At 47.0% G+C, this 18,197-nt stretch carries 11 protein-coding genes; 4 read left to right on the forward strand and 7 right to left on the reverse strand.

The annotated features are described in order from the left end of the window. Positions 1–6: 6 nt before the first annotated feature. Entirely contained in the window at positions 7–798 is a 792-nt protein-coding gene (locus tag OP864_RS16595) for a hypothetical protein (RefSeq protein ID WP_270099260.1), read from the reverse strand. Next, a complete protein-coding gene (locus OP864_RS16600) occupies positions 798–3,077 on the reverse strand; it encodes an ATP-dependent helicase (protein WP_015694487.1) in 2,280 nt (759 codons plus the stop codon). Before OP864_RS16600 ends, OP864_RS16595 begins: the two co-directional genes overlap by 1 nt. Positions 3,078–3,594: 517 nt before the next feature. Here OP864_RS16600 and OP864_RS16605 point away from each other — a divergent pair. Both OP864_RS16605 and OP864_RS16610 read left to right on the forward strand, forming a co-directional pair. Continuing rightward, entirely contained in the window at positions 3,595–4,218 is a 624-nt protein-coding gene (locus OP864_RS16605; RefSeq protein WP_270099261.1) for a hypothetical protein, read from the forward strand. Between the two features lie 36 nt (positions 4,219–4,254). Beyond that, entirely contained in the window at positions 4,255–4,575 is a 321-nt protein-coding gene (locus tag OP864_RS16610) for a hypothetical protein (RefSeq protein ID WP_270099262.1), read from the forward strand. A 322-nt stretch (positions 4,576–4,897) separates the two neighbouring features. Here OP864_RS16610 and OP864_RS16615 read toward each other — a convergent pair whose 3' ends face one another. Beyond that, entirely contained in the window at positions 4,898–6,388 is a 1,491-nt protein-coding gene (locus OP864_RS16615) for a hypothetical protein (protein ID WP_270099263.1), read from the reverse strand. Positions 6,389–6,534: 146 nt separating this feature from the next. On the opposite strand from OP864_RS16615, the gene OP864_RS16620 reads away from it, so the two are divergent. Beyond that, positions 6,535–9,792, forward strand: a complete 3,258-nt coding sequence (locus OP864_RS16620) for a CHAT domain-containing protein (protein WP_270099264.1) — start codon at positions 6,535–6,537, stop codon at positions 9,790–9,792. A gap of 357 nt (positions 9,793–10,149) precedes the next feature. Continuing rightward, the gene (locus OP864_RS16625; protein ID WP_432423430.1) at positions 10,150–10,926 is read left to right on the forward strand and encodes a DUF4846 domain-containing protein; all 777 of its coding nucleotides are present in this window, start codon (positions 10,150–10,152) and stop codon (positions 10,924–10,926) included. 352 nt (positions 10,927–11,278) lie between these two features. On the opposite strand, the gene OP864_RS16630 is transcribed toward OP864_RS16625, so the two are convergent. From OP864_RS16630 to OP864_RS16645, 4 genes are all read right to left on the reverse strand, one after another. Beyond that, a complete protein-coding gene (locus OP864_RS16630) occupies positions 11,279–15,874 on the reverse strand; it encodes a CUB domain-containing protein (RefSeq protein ID WP_270099266.1) in 4,596 nt (1,531 codons plus the stop codon). Positions 15,875–15,902: 28 nt separating this feature from the next. After that, positions 15,903–16,301: a GTP cyclohydrolase gene (locus OP864_RS16635; protein WP_270099267.1), complete on the reverse strand. Its 399-nt coding sequence runs from the start codon at positions 16,299–16,301 to the stop codon at positions 15,903–15,905. 285 nt (positions 16,302–16,586) lie between these two features. Further along, positions 16,587–17,252 (reverse strand): peroxiredoxin, encoded by a 666-nt coding sequence (locus OP864_RS16640; RefSeq protein WP_270099268.1) that lies wholly within the window; start codon positions 17,250–17,252, stop codon positions 16,587–16,589. Positions 17,253–17,349: 97 nt separating this feature from the next. Further along, positions 17,350–18,120, reverse strand: coding sequence for a cyclase family protein (locus OP864_RS16645; RefSeq protein WP_270099269.1), 771 nt, complete (start codon positions 18,118–18,120; stop codon positions 17,350–17,352). Between the last annotated feature and the right edge of the window lie 77 nt (positions 18,121–18,197).

The raw sequence follows: 18,197 nt of genomic DNA on the forward strand, positions 1-18,197 counted from the left end.
GCTTATTTAAATCTTCAGATCTTGCTCTCTGAGCACATAGCTAATTTTGCCTTTTTGCTCATCGATATCCAAGAAAAAGACGCCCTTATCATAAAGTTCATCTAGGCGGTCTTGGGCTTCGTCTAAACTGCTTTTGGTGGTTAAGCAAAGCTGGCTAGCGGTTAATTTTCCGCCATGCTCTACCGCCAGCTTAAGCAAGCTGGCATCATCTAGTTCTATGCGCTCTGCTTCTACCTCTTTGGCCAGTTTAAAATTGCCTTTTAGCTCTTGCTCCTTAAAGGTATAATAGCGCTGAAAATGGCCATCGTAGTAGCTTTTTAGAAAATCTGCTTTTAGCCATTCTTTGAGCAACTTACGGGCTTCATTGAGCTCGAGATCAAAAACCCAAACCAATTCGGCCACATTGATTTCTCGGCCAGAGTGCAAGGGCCGAAAAGCCTCCAACAACTCCTTAGGCGATTTATTGGCCGTAGATAAGGGCCGATCCAACTGCGGCAAATTGGCCTTGAGTTGATACAAGACCTTATTTGAGCCATCATAAAGGCTCCGAAAAGCGGATAAGTTCATCCAGGCTTGCATGCGCAAACTCAGCTCCGCAGAGGTCAGAGAGGACATCGTTTGAAGCTGAGGAATGCTTAATACATAATTGTTCATGGCAAAAGCCGCTAGCAACTCTCTATCCGACAATTTACTGAGCGATCGCTTTCTTGTGCGATTATAATAGCGCAGTAAAATATGAATGGAGAAAAAAGTAGTGACTACCATGACGGTAATTAAAATGACGGCTAGTCTTCCCATTAGTCTATAATCATAAGTTTGGCGTATTTAAGCATAATGCGTTTTTCGCCAATTCGTTCACCAAATAAGATCGTGGCCACTTTTTTGTCGCCTCCATCTACTGCTATAATTTTGCCCTTGCCAAAGCGCTCATGCATAACTTTTACGCCAGGAAGAAGCTTTTGCACTGGGCTGGGCCGAAAATCTTTGATTTTCGGCAGTTCGCTCTTGCGTAATTGTCGACCAGAGTTGGCCATTGGGCGGCTATTTTGATAGCGCTTCACCCCAGAAACCGTAGCCCGATTCCCCATCGGCTGAGCCAAAGCTAAACAAGAAGGCGAAATCTCCTCCAAAAAGCGGCTAGAATTATTATACTGCATTTTGCCAAAACGGTAGCGGCTAGAGGCATAAGATAGCGTCAGGTACTGCTCTGCCCGAGTAATGGCCACATAAAATAAGCGGCGCTCTTCATCGGTGGCCGAGCGGCTATCTTTGGCCTTAAGGGCCATGGTAGAGGGAAACAAATTCTCTTCTAGGCCTACAATAAATACAGCGGGAAACTCTAGTCCCTTAGCGGCATGTACCGACATCAACTTGACGCGATCGTTTTCATTGGCATCATTGTCAAAATCAGTAATTAGGGCAATATTTTGTAGGTAGCTGGTCAAACTTTTGTCCAGTACATCATCAAGCAGCTCATCCACCTCATCCTCTTCTACAAAAGACTTGATGCCGTCTAGAAGCTCCTGAACATTATCTACCCGAGCTTTTCCTTCTGCCGTTTTATCCTTTTTGAGCTGATCGTTAATGCCGGTCATCCGCACCACTCTTTTGGCCAACTCATAGGCATCATCATCTTTGGCCCAACGCTGAAAGGTTTCGATCATGGCCACAAATTCTACCATAGAGCGGCCAGCACGGCCCCCAACGCCTAACTGAGGCGCCGCCTTCAAAGCCTCCCAAAGGCCCAAACCTCTTTCGGCAGCAGCATTTCGGAGTTTTGTCAAACTCGTATCGCCAATACCTCTTGTTGGATAATTGACAATTCTGGCCAAAGCTTCCTCATCCTTGGGGTTAATAATGGTCCGCAAATAAGAAAGGGTATCCTTTACCTCCTTGCGCTCATAAAATGACATGCCCCCATAGACCTTATAGGCCAAACGCTTGTTTTTCAGGGCTTCTTCAAACACCCTCGACTGCGCATTGACCCGATACAAAATCGCAAAGTCTTCATTCTTCAGATGCAGGCGATTTTTCATCTCCACAATAGATTCGGCCACCAAACGCGCCTCTTCCTTATCCGTTACGGCCCGCATCACCTTAATCTGCTCGCCCGTTCCTTTATCCGTAAAAATTTTCTTCCGAATCTGCTTGCTGTTATAGGCAATCACATCATTGGCCGCCTGCACAATATAATTGGTCGAACGGTAGTTTTGCTCCAATTTATAGACGACTAGTTCGGGATAATCTCGCTCAAAATCCAAAATGTTCTGAATGGTCGCTCCCCGAAAAGCATAAATCGACTGCGCATCATCGCCTACCACACAAATATTTCTGGGGCTGCCTGGATAATTCACCAGCAACTGGATAATCCCATACTGCAAAGAGTTGGTATCCTGAAACTCATCCACCAAAACGTATTTAAACTTTTTGCGATATTTTTCTACCACATTGTCGGGATTCAAGTCCAACAATCGGTGCATCTGATACAGTAAATCATCAAAATCCATGGCGCCAGATTGGGCACATTTCTTTACATAAAGGTCATAGATTTTATAGACATAAGGCATTTTGGCCGACTTATCCTGCATGATTCTGTCTGGATCGGTCGCATAAGCCTGTGGCGAAACCAATTGGTTTTTAGCCATAGAAATCCGACTATATACTTTATTGGCCGCATATACTTTGGGGTCTAAACCCTGAGCCTTAATAATAGCCGTAATGGCACTTTTAGCATCCGAGGCGTCATAAATCGAAAAATTGGAGGGAAAACCAATTTTCTCGGCCTCCGAACGCAGAATCCGAGCAAAAATCGAGTGGAACGTCCCGGCCCAAATCTGATTGGCCTTATCTCCCACTACTCCAGCAATCCGCTCTTTCATTTCTCGCGCCGCCTTATTGGTAAAGGTCAGGGCCAAAATTTCCCAAGGCGGAATCCCCGTTTTAACCAAATGCGCAATGCGATAGGTCAATACCCGCGTTTTTCCCGAGCCTGGGCCAGCAATCACCAGCAGTGGGCCGTTTATATGCGTGACCGCCTTATATTGTATATCGTTTAATCCTGATAAATAATCACTCATTTTTTTCTTTCTTCTCGGTTTGCAAAAACAATCTGCTCCTCAAATGTCTGTTATTTTTTGGGGCGTTACTCCTTTCAGTCGTCGAACCGCGGCTTGCAGCCTTGTTGTCAGCCTACGGCAGGCGGTTACTCCCTTTGGTCGTCGAAGACGGTCTAAAGACCTTGTTGTCGTTGCGCAGCTCGCTGCTGTTTTGGGGGCCTCCTGCCTTCGGCAGGCGCTACGTTTCGCAGCTCGCTATTCGCTCGGCCCTTCAGCCCTTTGGGCTTCGGTCTGGCCTAACGGCCACTGCTGCACATCGCTAGGCCTGCGGCTCGCTGCGCTCGCCTGTCCGCCGCAATTGGTCCAAGCCTTGATAGAGATGAACCATCAAGGGGTAAAACTGTTTGCATAGACAGAATCAGCGCAAAGCTGGCCCAAAATTACGACCAATCCAATAAAAAAGCGACCCTAAAGGAAGCTACTTCCAAAAAAAAATATGGATCGCCTCATTCAAAAAAACTAGGATTTGCCAATATATATGAGTTTATGGAAACAAATTAAGGGGCTTTTTGCAGAAAATAAACAGCAACAGCCTGAAACTAATGCCAATAGCGAAGAAAAGCTTATTCGGCATGAACCCCTAGACCGAAAAGAAAACTTTTTGGCCTACTTCCAAAAATGGCTAGCCTCTAATACCAAAGAGCAAATGCTCGATTGGCTCTATGCCCAATATCAGGACCACTGCTGCTGCGGCCAAGCCGAAGCAGCCATCCACTTTATGATTATTCCTTCTGTTAGTGGCTTTGTCATCCACTTTGATGAGGCCCGCTGGCGCCCTATGGACTTTGAATGCCTTTTTGATTTTTTTAAGCAGCAGTTTAAACAAGCAGGCTACCGCCTACAACTAGCCGAGCTCAAAGTAACAGAAAGAGATGGCCTGCAAGAAGAAGTAGCCCGCTACTACCTCAAGCCCCCTAGAGAATTTGGCCTAGCCTACGGAGAACAAATGGACCAAATTTTTGGCAATATTATGCTTACCCTTACTAAAGTTAATGAACAAATGATTAACTTAAAGCTGAGCGCCACCTCTTATAATGATCACTTATATAAAGCCCCCAAAGACTTCTCGGCGCTGATGCAAGACATTTGTGAGGCTTATTAACTACCCTTTAACCCTTTTTAGATGTTACCTAAACTTATGTTTCCACTGCTATTCCTTAGCTTCCTTTTAGTGACCGCTTGTAGCAGCTTTGAAAAAGAACAACTTATTGGCAGCTGGCAAAATGAATTGATCTTCGTTAAATTTCAGGCCAATGACAGCATGCAGCTAAAACTTGGCGGCGACAATGTTCAAAAAGGAACTTACCACATTTTTGGCAATACCATTGAATTGATCAACCCAGAAGGGAAGGTTAGCCTCAATATGTCGGTAGTCAAAATTGAAAATGATAGCCTTTATATCAATATGATGAAAACGGGCAGCGACAATATCAAAGCCTTGGCTAGAGTGAAAGAGTAAGCCTAGCTTGGCCCCAAGCAAGCAGCCCCCTGAGCTATAGCTCAGGGGGCTGCTCTTTTATTGGCCCTTTAGGGCCAGGGCGCAAATGGCCACAACAAGGCCTTTAGGCCGTCTTCGACGACCAAAGGGAGTAACCGATGTGGAGGGGCAAACTTGCGGCGGACAGGCGAGCGCAGCGAGCCGCAGGCCTAGCGATGCGGCGGGGTGGCCGTCAGGCCAGACCGAGGCGGCAAAGCCGCCGAAGGGCCGAGCAGACCTGCGAGCCCCAAAGCGTAGCGCCGCAAGGCCGCAGGCCGCAGCGTAGGCCCCAAATCCTAAATAACTAAGGATTCAATAAAATAAAATCCTTGCCAGATTTGCGGAAGCGTTGTGGACCGATTTCTAGGATTTCGCCCTCTTGCATATCGCCCAGGTTGAGGTACTCGCCCTCTAGGGTGTAGATAGAGCCGCCGGTTCGGCTAGCGATGCGAATATAATCTACGCCCACCTGGCCCTCCTTGCCGGTTTCGCAGATAAGGACGTCAATCTTTTTGCCCATTTTTTCGATTTTTCGGAGCAGCGGCATATCGCGTACTCGGGCAAAATTATCGGCAATGAGGAGCACGCCCGTACAGTCGGGATAGCGGCCCAAACCAGCCAATACGGCCTCCAAATCATTCTCGGAAGGTCGGCCACCACGGCCCGCCTTCATGGCCGAAAAAGCCACCTCCTTGATACGGTCGGGAGAAGGCGAGCCCACAAAATAGGTTCCACCAGAGCGGCCCAGCATGCCATCGGGATGATCGTCGCCATCATTAAAAAAGAGGTACTTTTTGGTACTATCCATTTTGGCCTGCGACTGAATAAAGATCAGGGTTTGGGTGATATAGGGGTACATACTGCCCGTTACATCTTGGACAATCAGGTGGCCCGACCAATCCTCGGCTTTTTCAGTGAGGTACTTATAAACCACCGTATCGCTATCGAGTTGTTCTAGGGCCTCGGAAATAGAGGCGGCAGAGGGCGGCTCTCGGTAAGCGATCTTTCTTTCGCTTAGTTTTACCTCCTTGACCTTTTTGGTGACATACTGTTTTGGGCGTTTTTTTCCAAACAGGCCCTTTTTCTTATTATAGCGTTTGCCGTTTTTGCGTTTTTTGGGGTTGCTATGCAAATATTTACCTGTCCAGGTTCGTTTTTCCACCCATTCGATGGTAGAATCTTGGACCGTTTTATAGGCCGTTTTGCCTAGGGCTGCATCCATCGTTCGTTCAATAAAGGCAATTTCTTCTTCTGGGGGCAAAAGGCGGCTAGTCGGGCGATCTACCCGGACATCATCTACTGTGCGCAGGATGCTGCCATCTTCGGCGGTGAGGCGGTGCGGTTTGAGGTAAATGACGAAGCCGTGAAAATAAGTGCGGGCCGTGGCATAATCGATGGCGCCATCTTGGGCCACCAAGCGCCATTCAATAAGATTAGATTTGAAAGCTTGCGGAAAAAACCAATGCAGCATTTCGTAGCGGTCCTCATTCAACTTCACCTGATCGAAGCTTTTATCTTGTCGAAAAACGGTATAGACCAAATCAATGCGCTCCACAATAGTGTCTGTCAGGCTGTTAATCAGCGCCTTATCTTCTGGCGTAAAGATAAAGCGGGCATAGCGCATAGGAAAATAGAGAATGTAGGGACTTTGGCGGCTGGTATCAAACTGCGCAATGAGCTCCTCAGGCTCTTCGGCCAGCATTCTGGGCGTAACGACTAAGGTATCTTCACTGGCCATCTTTTGGGCCGAAAGCGGCAGGGCCAGCAACAATAGAAAAAATAAATAGTAAGGCATAAAACTCTTTTAGGTGATTTGCCCAAAGATACTATTTTTAGTTTTGGCCCTCGAATAGATCGGCTAAAGGAGGGAAATAATCGGCTAGAGTTGGCCGCAAATCTCGGAATAGCTTGTACCTTTGTGCAGACAAAACAAGCAAGCCCATGAAATTCTTATTTGCCCTCATTTTCTTTTTCCCCTTATGCCTATTTGCCCAAATCTCGGAACAATCCTTTGAGGAGATGGCGGATAAAGGCGAGTATGAAGCTATGGTCCAATTGGCCCAAGAACAGCTCAAGATGAGCCATATTTCTCCCCGAGACAAAGCTCGTTTGCAGTTCTTTTTAGCTTGGGGTTTAGATGAAGGCCCTGGGGATGATAGTCTGGCCCTAGCCCAGTACTTAGCCGCCGAAAACTGGCAAAAAAATGCCCCTCAGGCCCTAAAAGAATATGCCGAAACCTTGGGGTTATTGGGCTTTTTTTATAGCCAAAAGCGCTCTGATTTTGAGCAGGCCCTTCTTCGCTTTGAGGCCTTAGAGCAAGCTTACAATCGCCTAGGTGAAGCCGACAGCCTAAAAGTAGACAATGAGATCAACCTGGCCTATTCGCTACGGATGCTCGAAAAAATAGAAGAGGCTGAGCAGCGCTATAAGAACTTGGCCCAGCGGCTGCTCAAGCAGCCCAAAGCGGCTCGTAAAGACTTGCTGCGGGTCTATAAAGAACTGGCCAACTTGGCCCTAGAACAAGACAAGGTGGATCAGGCCCTTCAGCTTTTTCAGCAAGCTTTGCAGGCAGCCAAAGAAAACTTTGGTCCAGAAAGTAAGGCCTATGCCAGTCAGCTCAATAGCTTGGCTACTTACTATTATCGCCTGAGTTTTTATGAAGAAGCCGAGCCCCTTCTCTTAGAGGCGCTTAAAATCTATAAGACCCAAAATATTCAAGACAAAAAATATGCGGCCACCTTAGGTAATTTAGGGGCACTCTATATTGAGCTCGACCGCCTACATGATGCCCTGCCCCTCATGCAAGAAGCCGCCGATATTGAAAAGGCCCTTTTGGGAGAAGATAATCTAGATTATGCCACTAGTTTAAATAATATTGGGGCCGTTTATATGCGCTTAGGCGAATTTGAGAAAAGTCTAGCCGCGGTAAAACAATCGGTAGCCATCATCAAGAAAGCCAAAGGCAGCAGCCATGGCAGCTATGTAAACAACCTATCCAATCTGGCCTATGTATATACTGTAGCAGAAAAATATGAGTTGGCCGATGCCGCTTATCGGGAGGTTTTGGCTTGGGTTCGGCAGCATAGAAGCGAAAAAAGCCTGATCTATGCCCGCATCTTATATGATTATGCCATCTTATGGGAAAAAAAGGGCGATATGGACAAAGCCATTGCCCTCAATAGAGAAATCTTAAGCATTCAACAGGCCGTTTTGGGCCCCGACAACCCCAAACTGCTCCGCAGCAAAAACAGTCTGGCCATCTACCTCTTTGCCAACGAGCAAGATGAAGAAGCCTTAGACTATATTGACCAAGTGGTTCGACATTGCACCAATAAAAATGTGGGCCTGGCGGCCGAAGAACAATGGCAGCAGCAAGTTTTGGAGCATGCGCCCGTACAAAATACCGACTTACTCAAGAGTTTGGGGCTCTACTATGACTATTTGCAACGCAAGCAGCCTCAAGACTATAAAAACCGCCTAGAACAAATAGAACAAACGGCTATTTCGCTGCTAGAGAATGAGCGAAAAAACATGAGTGCCGAAGCCGATAAATTGCGCAGTTTGCGGGCGCAGCAAAGGTGGGTCCTCTTGGCTAGTAAACAGGCCATGCAAGAGAAGAATTATCTTCGGGCCTTTAGTTTTTCTGACTTTAATAAAACGGTTTTGCTCCGCCAGCATTTGGCCCAAAAGGCAGGGCGCAGCCTCAGCAAACTGCCTAAAGAATGGCAAGAAAAACAGGCCAAGCTGATCGACGATTGGAAAGAGCTGCGGATTGCGGCCCAAAAAACGCCTGAAAAATCAGAAAAAGATAGTTTGTTGCGGGCAGCCAATACGGCCAAACTCAAAATTGATGAACTGCGTCTAGAATTGGCCCAAAAATATCCTCAACTGGCCCAATTGGAAGAGATAAAACCGCTAGATATTCAGGCTTTGCAAAAGAAGCTCCGAGCCAATGAAGCCCTGATTAACTATATGGTAACGCCCGAAAAAATCTATGCTTTTCTGCTGCCCAAGGAGGGCGAATTGATTGCCAAAGAGCTCCCTATTCAGTTAGAAGACTTAAATAAAAGCATCAATGATTTTAGAAAAAGCTTGAGTGACTACCCCTTTATTCAATCTGATTCGCTAAAGGCCCGAACGCTCTACCTCCAAGAGGGGCAACTGCTTTATCAGCAGCTATTGGCGCCTATTTTGGGCGAGAAAAAGCAGTTCGATCAACTGCTGATTATTCCAGATGCTGCCTTGGCCCATATCCCTTTTGAGGCCCTGCTCAGGGCAGCGCCCCAGGCCAACAGCAGCTATGCCGAGCTGCCTTATTTGGTGAAGGATTATGCCATCTACTACAACTATTCTTTGGCCCTTTGGCAGGAAAACAAGCAACAACAGCCCAAAAATAATGGGCAGTTTTTGGGCTTTGCCGCTAGCTATGAGGGGCAGGCTGGACCAACTTCCGCTTTGCGCTCTATGCAAGAGCAGCGCCTGCGCTCGCATCTGAGTCCCTTGCCTGCCGCTCGACAAGAGATTGACTTTTTGGCCCAGGAGTTTTCTGGACAATTCTTCTACGATAGCTTGGCCAATGAGGCTAATTTTAAGCGTTTGGCCCCTAATTTTTCGGTCATCCACTTGGCCATGCACGGCCTGCTGCGTCCTCGGCAGCCGCTGCTATCGGCCTTGGCTTTTAGTGAAAATAACGATAGTGTAGAAAACAACTTTTTAGAGGCCCATGAAATTGCCAAACTAGAGCTCAACAGCGATTTACTGGTCCTTTCTGCCTGTGAAACTGGGCTCGGAAAGTTTGAGCAGGGCAATGGCGTAGCCTCTTTGGCCCGTTCTTTCATGTATGCCAAAGTGCCAGCCCTGCTGGTCTCTCTTTGGCAGGTCAATGATGTGAGCACCGCCTATTTGATGCAAGCCTATTATAAAAACTTGGCCGAGGGGCAGGCCAAATCCAAGGCCCTACAGGCGGCCAAACTTCAGTACTTATCTAATGCCGAAGGAGTGGCTCAGCATCCTGCTTTTTGGGCCGCATTTATCCAGTTGGGGGCCGATCATCCTATAAAACTATCGGCTGATTTCTGGTCCTCCAAACTGATGTTGTTGGCTACTGTTTTTGCCAGCGGCTTGTCCATTCTCATTTTGCTTTACATCATTTTGCGCTGGAAGAAAAAGGACCAAAAGGCGGGTTTATATCAGAAGTAAGGGGATTTTTTGGGGCTGCCCCTCGCCTATCGGCTCGGGTCGCTATGCTGCGCGGCTCGCAGGTCTGCTCGGCCCTGCGGGCTGCGCTTTGCTTGCCCTGGGTCTGGCCTTCGGCCACCGCTGCGCAGCGCTCATCCGCTCCACTTTATTCCTTGCTTTCGGCTTTTGGCTTCGGCCCTTTATCTATAAATTCTTTGCTTTATGAAAAAACCATTTGCCCTACTTATAGCGGGACTTCTTTTTGGAGCCTGCCAAGATACGCCCAAAGTTGAGGCTTTGCAGCAAGAAGCGGCCCAAGAGAAAGGCCAGCAAAGGGCGGTTGCTGTAGTGAATCAAGCGCCAACTAAAAAAGACAGCATGCAATTTCCTTGGTTGGAGCAAGCTATTTTTGCCGAGCGCATAGAAGATGCTATGGCTCCGCCAGCGGGCTATCATTGGCAGGCGGCCAAGGCGGGCAGTTTTGGAGCTTGGTTGGCCAGGCTTCCCTTATATCCTGAGGGCCATAAGGTCCATTTATATAATGGGGCCGAAAAGCCCTATCAGGCGGGGGCGGCCAGAGTCATCCAAATAGATGTGGGCCAATCGGATTTGCAACAATGCGCCGATGCCATCATGCGGCTCTATGCCGAATATGCCTATGCCCAAAAAGACTATGAGCGCATTTTCTTCAACTTCACTTCTGGAGACCGGGTTGGTTTTTCGGATTGGGCCAAGGGCAAAAAGCCGATAGTCAAAGGCAATCGGGTTTATTTTTCGGCGGCCAAAGGGGCGGCAGATTATAGTTATGCTAACTTTCGGAGCTATTTGAAGCGGATATTTATGTTTGCGGGCACGGCTTCTTTGGCCGCCGAGCTGCCCAAAAAGCCCTTGGCCCAATTGGAGGCTGGCGATTTATTTTTGCAGGGGGGATTTCCGGGGCATGCCGTTTTGGTGATGGGCGTAGCGCAAAACAAAGCAGGCAAAAAGCAATTTTTATTGGCCCAAAGCTATATGCCGGCTCAAGAAATTCATTTGTTGCGCAACTTGCAAGCTGGGGGAAGTCCATGGTTTTCTTTGGCGGAAGATGAAATTTTGTACACCCCAGAATGGAACTTCCCAGTTGGGAGTTTGCATAGCTTTTCGGGTAGAAAATAGGGCCAAAATGGCCTAGCGATGTGCAGGGGTGGCCGCAGGCCAGACCGAGCCGCTGAAAGCGGCGAAGGGCCGAGCAGACCTGCGAGCCCCGAAACGTAGCGCCCGCCGAAGGCGGGAGGCCCCTAAAACAGCAGCGAGCCCTGACAACCAGCCTCGAAGAGGCGCCAGTTCGATGACCAACGGGAATAAACGACAACAAGGTCTTTAGGCCGTCTTCGACGACCGAAGGGAGTAACCGCCGCAAGGCGAAGCCGCAGCGGAGGCCCCAAAACAGCGGAACGAATTTCAGTATAAAAAAACTGCTCTTCCCCAAGATGGAGAAGAGCAGTTGTCATTTAAATTCTAATTGTTACTAGTCAATTTGAATTTTGTCGGTATAGCTACGGGCAGACTCGAGGTGCTGGGCACGGATCAAGTAATTGCCTGCGGGTAGATTTTCGGGTAGATTGATTTGCAATTGATTTTGTCCGGTTTGGATTTGGACCAATTGGCTAAGAATCTTTTTACCGAGCAGATCAAAGAGTTGGATTTCCACGGTTTCCTGCATGCTGCCCTCCACTTGGTAGAAGAGTTCAGATTGGGTAGGATTGGGGAAGAAACTAGCTGCTAGTTGATCGGGGCGGGCGAAATTGAGGGCAAGGACCTCAGAAAGTTCGCTTTCGCCATTAGCGAGGAAGCTTCTTACTCTATAGTAATTCATTCCCGTTAGGGGAGCGACATCATCGGCGGTATAATCTAGTTCGCTAGCAGAAGGGCCTTGAGCGGCGACCTCTAGCATATCACTAAAGTTGATTCCATCGGCAGAGCGTTCTACCACATAATGCGTCACTTCTGCTTCTTGGGCTACGCCCCAATAAATGCGGTGAATTTGGCCAACTGCAGCTGCGCGGAGATAGCTCCAGTCGGTATTGAGTAGGGGGTCTGGAATTAGGATAATTGCGCCAGATCCACCAGAGAAACCGGGAATACCGCTCCATTCTGAGTAATTCACGCCATTAGTGGTAGCTCCAACAGTGGCGCTATAGTGGACATCATCATAGAGAGGGGCCAGATAATTGCTGCCTGAATTTTTGAACCAGTAGAAGCCATTGGGCGTAGCATACTTGTAAGTATAAGCACAAGCGGGATAGCTAGCGATCCAGTTTGCGGCAGCCGTTTCGATAGCGGCTTTTTCTGCGGGTTCATAGTAGAAGCGCACTTCATATCCGCCGATGGGTGCACCTCCACCAAAGTCGAGGTTCCAGCTACGTTCCATTTCGAAGCGTTCTTCTCCGGGGTCGCCAGCGGTAGCACAATCAACTGCGGTAGCTGGGCCTTGAGTTTGTTGGTAGTAAGCGCCATTATCATAAATAGTAGCGATAGGATAGCCAGCGGGGGCGCCGCTGAGGTCTCCACGTACAGAGAAAATAATCTCATTTCCGTTATAGAAATGGTGCCAGCCCATATTATCGGTACAATAAGTATTGGTAGAAGTACCATTGAGGGCATAGATATAATCCTTGGCCAAAATGGGTTGGCTATCATCTGCGGTACTGTTACAGCTTCCTTCTCTGCGCACATAAACAGTAGATCCTCCAGAGGGGATCGTGTAATTGATTGAGCTACCGATACCGAGGAGTGTTCCCGTACCGTTGGGGCCAGAATACCAATAAATATCGGAGGCTGTACCTGCGGTTCCGCCGGCGGCAGAAAGGACAACATCTGTATTTGGGCAGTAGGTCCCTGCGATGGGGGCCATAGTAGGCGTAGTAGAATTATAAGTTACATTTACTGTTTCTGCGGCCGTAGTCGTACAGCCATTAGCATCAGTTACTGTCACATTATAAGTTGTGGTATTGAGCGGAGAAACGGTTTGGTTTGCGCCAGTGGGCAAGCCATTATCCCAGTTATAGGTAGTTCCACCAGTAGCCGTAAGGGTAGTATTATCTCCATCGCAGATATCGGTTGTTCCGCTAATGGCGCCAGTGGGTAGTGCATTAACCAATACACATTCGTCAATAGTATAGCTACAGCCAAAGTTATCGACCACCTCATAAGTATAGCACTGATTTCCTGCTGTGGCAGGAGTAACATCAGCGGTTGTGATAGAGGTTGAGCTTAGGTCGGCAGCTGCCTGCCAGCCTTGGCTAGCGATAGTGGGTGTAAAGCTACCTACAGTTTGTACAGCAGCGCCAAAGCTCATTTGCCAGCTAAAGATATAGCCATCATCAGAACCGAGATTATCTGTAATTTCTAGTGTCCAATCTCCATTTACGGGGCAGCCAACCAGGTCGGCAAAGCTACCAGAGGGGAGATAATCGCCGGCAGCGATTGTATTTCTATTTTCGGTAGGTGCTGTAACTGTGGGACCATTAACTAATAAATCTGTAGCTGTATTAGTAAAGCAATAGTCATAACCAGTACCTGGTCCACCAGTAGTATTATCGATAGGGTCTCCTAAGAAGGTTCCGCCACCACCGGGATAAGTATGCAAGTCAGTTGTTTGTCCGTTGGGGCAGCGAATTGTCATTTGGAGGTCACCAAGATAAGAGTGTTCCATATTTAGGCAGATACTTTGAATATCTGCAGCGGAGCTAATTGTGGTAGCTGCGGGATAGCAATCTACGGTTGTAGAAGTAGAGTAAGAAACCCCTGAGCCATCTGGTAAAAAGGTAGTTCCACTAACAGGAGGTGCACAATTAAATACAAAAGTATTCATTGCTACAGTAGCATCTAGGGCAGAGCTTTCGCCCAAACAGAGGGGCTCTGGCGTGGCGGTAGTGGCCAATGTAGGAGTAGTAGATACTTCAATCACTTGATCGAGTACATTATCATTCATACAGCCGTCTACATCTGTAATATCTAGATTGAGTTCATAGCTACCTTCCGTTGTATAAGTATAAGAGGCTGAGGTTCCAGAGGCGGTTCCACCACCACCAAAAGTCCAATCATAAGTAGCGCCTGCTCCAGAAGTAGAGAAAGTTCCGCTACCTACTACAGAAAGCGTTTGGCCTTGACAAAGGCGGATAATACCATCGGCATCGGCAGCAGGAGAAGTAGAGACAAGGACCGAATTGATCGTTTGGCAGCTACTTACACAGGTTACAGTAGCCTCCCAACCGGCTAGGGTTCCTGAACCATCAGAGGTAAAACGGAAGGTTAGACAGCCAGAAGTATTTGAAGGCGTGGCTGATACCAAGCCAGGGCCTAGCACATCGGTATAGGTACCTAGAGAAGGGGCGGCAGTAGAGTTACCATCAAAAATTTCTAAGAAATCAAAGCCATCTTCTAGGGCAAAGGCGGTAAAATCTGCCTGTACTTTTGAGCCAGCGGTAGCTGGGCAGATGGTATATTCTAAGGTTTGGCTATTGCTATAGTTCCCAGTTAATCCGCCATCATCGGTAAAGGTGGCCGAACAAGTGGTTGTTCCGCCATTAGTCATTACAATACCTCCTGCCAAATCGGGAACACAGTTAATAGTGGCTTCAAAGCCGGGATTAGTTACCGAGCCATCTGAACTAAACACAAGCGTCAAACAGCCAGTAGTAGAAAGTATTGTACCGGGGCTTGTGGTTCCTGCATAAGTCCCGATTAGGGTTCCTGCAGTGCTATTTCCATCATAGATCGTCAAATCATCGCAGCAGCTTTCTGTAGAGAAAGAAGTGAATACCAGCTCTAGTTCATCGGTACTACCTGAACAAATAGTATAAGTCACTGACTCACTATTTCCATAATTGCCAGTTCCACCTGGATCGAGCAAAGTACCCGAACAAGCCGTAATGCTTCCGCCGTCTGTCATGGTATAGCTCGTTCCGCCGCCGCCACCAGAAGGTATACAACTAATTGCAGCCTCAAAACCGGGATCGGTTACGGAGCCATCAGAATCAAACACCAAGGTTAGGCAACCTGTAGTGGAGGTAATTGTGCCTGGGTTTGTGGTGCCTGCATAAGTACCGATTAGGGTTCCAGAAGTGCTATTTCCATCATAAATCGTCAAATCATCGCAGCAGCTTTCTGTAGAGAAAGAGCTAAACACCAATTGAACTTGATCGGCACTACCCGAGCAAATAGTGTAGGTTACTAGCTCATTATTGCCGTAGTCGCCAGTTCCACCTGGATCGAGCAAAGTACCCGAACAAGCCGTAATGCTTCCGCCGTCTGTCATGGTATAGCTCGTTCCGCCGCCGCCACCAGAAGGTATACAACTAATTGCGGCCTGAAAGCCTGAGCTAGTTACAGAGCCATCAGAATCAAACACCAAGGTTAGGCAACCTGTAGTAGAGGTAATTGTGCCCGGGTTTGTGGTGCCTGCATAAGTACCGATTAGGGTTCCAGAAGTGCTATTTCCATCATAGATCGTCAAATCATCGCAGCAGCTTTCTGTAGAGAAAGAGCTGAATACCAATTGAACTTGATCAGCACTACCCGAGCAAATAGTGTAGGTCACTAGCTCATTATTGCCATAATTGCCAGTTCCACCTGGATCGAGCAAAGTACCCGAACAAGCCGTAATACTTCCATTCGTCATGGTATAGCTCGTTCCGCCGCCGCCGCCAGAAGGCACACAGCTAATAGTGGCCTCAAAACCAGGATCAGTTACAGAGCCATCAGAATCAAATACCAAGGTCAAACAACCTGTAGTAGAGGTAATTGTGCCTGGGTTTGTAGTCCCTGCATAAGTACCAATTAGGGTTCCAGAAGTGCTATTTCCATCATAGATCGTCAAATCATCGCAGCAGCTTTCTGTAGAGAACGAACTGAACACCAGTTGAACTTGATCAGCACTACCTGAGCAAATCGTGTAAGTCACTAGCTCATTATTGCCGTAGTCGCCAGTTCCACCTGGATCGAGCAAAGTACCCGAACAAGCCGTAATGCTTCCGTTCGTCATGGTATAGGTCTGTGCATGACTATAAAAAGAGAGGCCCGAAAAAAAGGCAGTCAATAAAAAGAGATAAAAATGTTTCATATCCAATAAGGGTTAGGTAAAAAATGGATTACTCTACGGGGAGAATGACAATTAAATAAGGCTCATTATCAAAACGATAGACCTTTTTTGTTTTGGGAAACAGCTCAATTCCGTATTTTAAAGGATTAAAAGTGAGCTGGTTAAATTCTCGGTCTCTACTCAGGCTGCGATTATTCTTATTGCGTAAAGACAGCTCTGATAGTTTTGGAAATTTTTCATCAGCCTCAATCGGATGATGCAGATACTCTACCCGATGTTGCAAGAGGTCTTGCAGCTTGGCATAAATGCCCGGATTTTGCTGTTGGTAGTTGGCCCCATAAACCGCTGCAATCTTGTCCGAGGGTTCTGTGGGTTGTAGAGTGGTTTGTGCGCTTAGGCTAAAAGAACCAGCAAATACACATAAAATTAACGTAAGGGTAAATCTCATATCTTGGGATTTTGTGAAGTGAAGTAATTCTGAAATTTTATTGCTTTAGTTTAAAATTAGTGAATTTTTGTTGTAACCAAAGGAAGAATTGGGACTTATAATATGTTAAACGTCTTTTTAAGCTAATTTATCCCCCTCAGCCCCTCTTTTTTTTCATTTTTTTGCAAATCAGGCTTCTACGCATATAAAAAGGGCCCTTTATCCGAAGAGAAAAGACCCAGAATCAACAACTGCTTGACAGAAATAAAAAACTAGAATAGTCTATTGCTAATTAAACTACAATAGCTATAGCAATTTTTTTGCTAAATAAAAGTCAATTTTTTCGCAAGAATCATCAGCCAAACGAGCATCCATTTGCTCCAATGTTTTGGGCGGAGGAACAATGACCTTATCTCCTTTACGCCAATCCAAAGGCATAGCTACTTTATGCTCATCAGATACTTGCAAGGCCTCTAGGGCACGCAAAATTTCATCCATATTACGGCCCACATTCAAGGGATAGTACATCACTAAACGCACTTTTTTGGCCGGATCAATAAAGAAGACCGCACGCACTGCAGCCGTATCACTTTCATTGGGCTGCAACATACCATATAGCTTAGATACTTTCATATCAATGTCGGCAATAATCGGAAAGTCCAAATAGACGCCCGTATTCTTACGTACATTGTTTACCCAAGCCAAATGCGCATGAATACTATCAATACTCAAGCCCATCAATTCGGTGTTTAGGGCCTCAAACTCGGCCTTACGCAAAGCAAAACCACTCATTTCAGTGGTACATACTGGCGTAAAGTCTGCAGGATGCGAGAACAAGACGACCCATTTATCTTTTGCATAATCAGAAAAAGTAATAGTGCCTGTAGTCGTTACCGCAGTAAAATCAGGCGCCTGATCACCAATTCGAGGCATGTTATATACCTCTACATTTTCTTCTTGTTGGTTGTCCATAGTTATTTGAATTTAATTTAGCTAATTGCTATTATTTGATGTCGATAAAGATATTACCATCCTTTTTCTCTTTCTGTGACTCTCTTAACAAAGCGGCTTATTCTTCCAAAAAGGCCAGTACTCTAGCTGGCGCCGCCGATGCTCCCACTATCTTTAAGGGAAATACGGCGACCTCAAAGCCCGAATAAGGCAATGCGCCCAAATTAACCAGCTGCTCCATATGCCAATATTCCTTTTCTTGGCCCACTAAATGCGCTTCCCAAAAAACAGTTGCATCATTGGCCGCTTTCGCCTGCCGAATCTGCTCGGGCAAGGGCGTATCCCAACCCCAAGCATCGATCCCCATCACTTTTACACCTCGATCAATTAAATAGGCCGTGGCCTTTGCACTCATGCCCGTCCCCCGCTTATGAAAATCAGGCTGCCCATTATAACGATCCGCTCCTGTCCGAATCAAGACGATCATTCCCGCTTCTACGGCCAAGTTTTCTCGCTCCAAAAAAGCAGTGATATCCTCCTCTGTAATGGGGTCAAAACCGGCCTTATGCGACATATCGATCAGCAAGCCTGGCCCCATACAATCCTCCAAATCAATTTCATCTATGGTTTTGGCCCGCTGCCCCCCCGTAGTCGGCGAGTAGTGCCAGGGCGCATCGATATGCGTCACCGCATGCACCCCCATACTAATATAATCATCGGCCCAACCCTCAAAGTTTTTTGGAAATAATCGAAACGGTAAGCCCAATAATCGGATCAACCATCGCGCCCGCCGATGCGGCTTATGCTTAATTTTTACTCGCATAAACCAAGGGTCTCGCTTGTTTTCTCGTATCGCCTTAGATAAGTCTACTATTTTTCGCTTTCTCATTTTTTCCGCTTTTAATTACTCCCATAGTTAGAAAAAAAATCAAGCTTTTCTAAACCTTCTTCTTTTTTTCTTTTTGG

It is taken from the genome of Saprospira grandis, assembly GCF_027594745.1.
In the GTDB taxonomy this organism is placed as follows: domain Bacteria; phylum Bacteroidota; class Bacteroidia; order Chitinophagales; family Saprospiraceae; genus Saprospira; species Saprospira grandis.

Coding starts and splice junctions, on each gene's coding strand:
- OP864_RS16630 (WP_270099266.1), bottom strand. CDS start 15,874: ATGAAACATTTTTATCTCTTTTTATTGACTGCCTTTTTTTCGGGCCTC.
- OP864_RS16595 (WP_270099260.1), bottom strand. CDS start 798: ATGGGAAGACTAGCCGTCATTTTAATTACCGTCATGGTAGTCACTACT.
- OP864_RS16615 (WP_270099263.1), bottom strand. CDS start 6,388: ATGCCTTACTATTTATTTTTTCTATTGTTGCTGGCCCTGCCGCTTTCG.
- OP864_RS16625 (WP_432423430.1), top strand. CDS start 10,150: ATGCAATTTCCTTGGTTGGAGCAAGCTATTTTTGCCGAGCGCATAGAA.
- OP864_RS16610 (WP_270099262.1), top strand. CDS start 4,255: ATGTTTCCACTGCTATTCCTTAGCTTCCTTTTAGTGACCGCTTGTAGC.
- OP864_RS16600 (WP_015694487.1), bottom strand. CDS start 3,077: ATGAGTGATTATTTATCAGGATTAAACGATATACAATATAAGGCGGTC.
- OP864_RS16605 (WP_270099261.1), top strand. CDS start 3,595: ATGAGTTTATGGAAACAAATTAAGGGGCTTTTTGCAGAAAATAAACAG.
- OP864_RS16635 (WP_270099267.1), bottom strand. CDS start 16,301: ATGAGATTTACCCTTACGTTAATTTTATGTGTATTTGCTGGTTCTTTT.
- OP864_RS16640 (WP_270099268.1), bottom strand. CDS start 17,252: ATGGACAACCAACAAGAAGAAAATGTAGAGGTATATAACATGCCTCGA.
- OP864_RS16620 (WP_270099264.1), top strand. CDS start 6,535: ATGAAATTCTTATTTGCCCTCATTTTCTTTTTCCCCTTATGCCTATTT.
- OP864_RS16645 (WP_270099269.1), bottom strand. CDS start 18,120: ATGAGAAAGCGAAAAATAGTAGACTTATCTAAGGCGATACGAGAAAAC.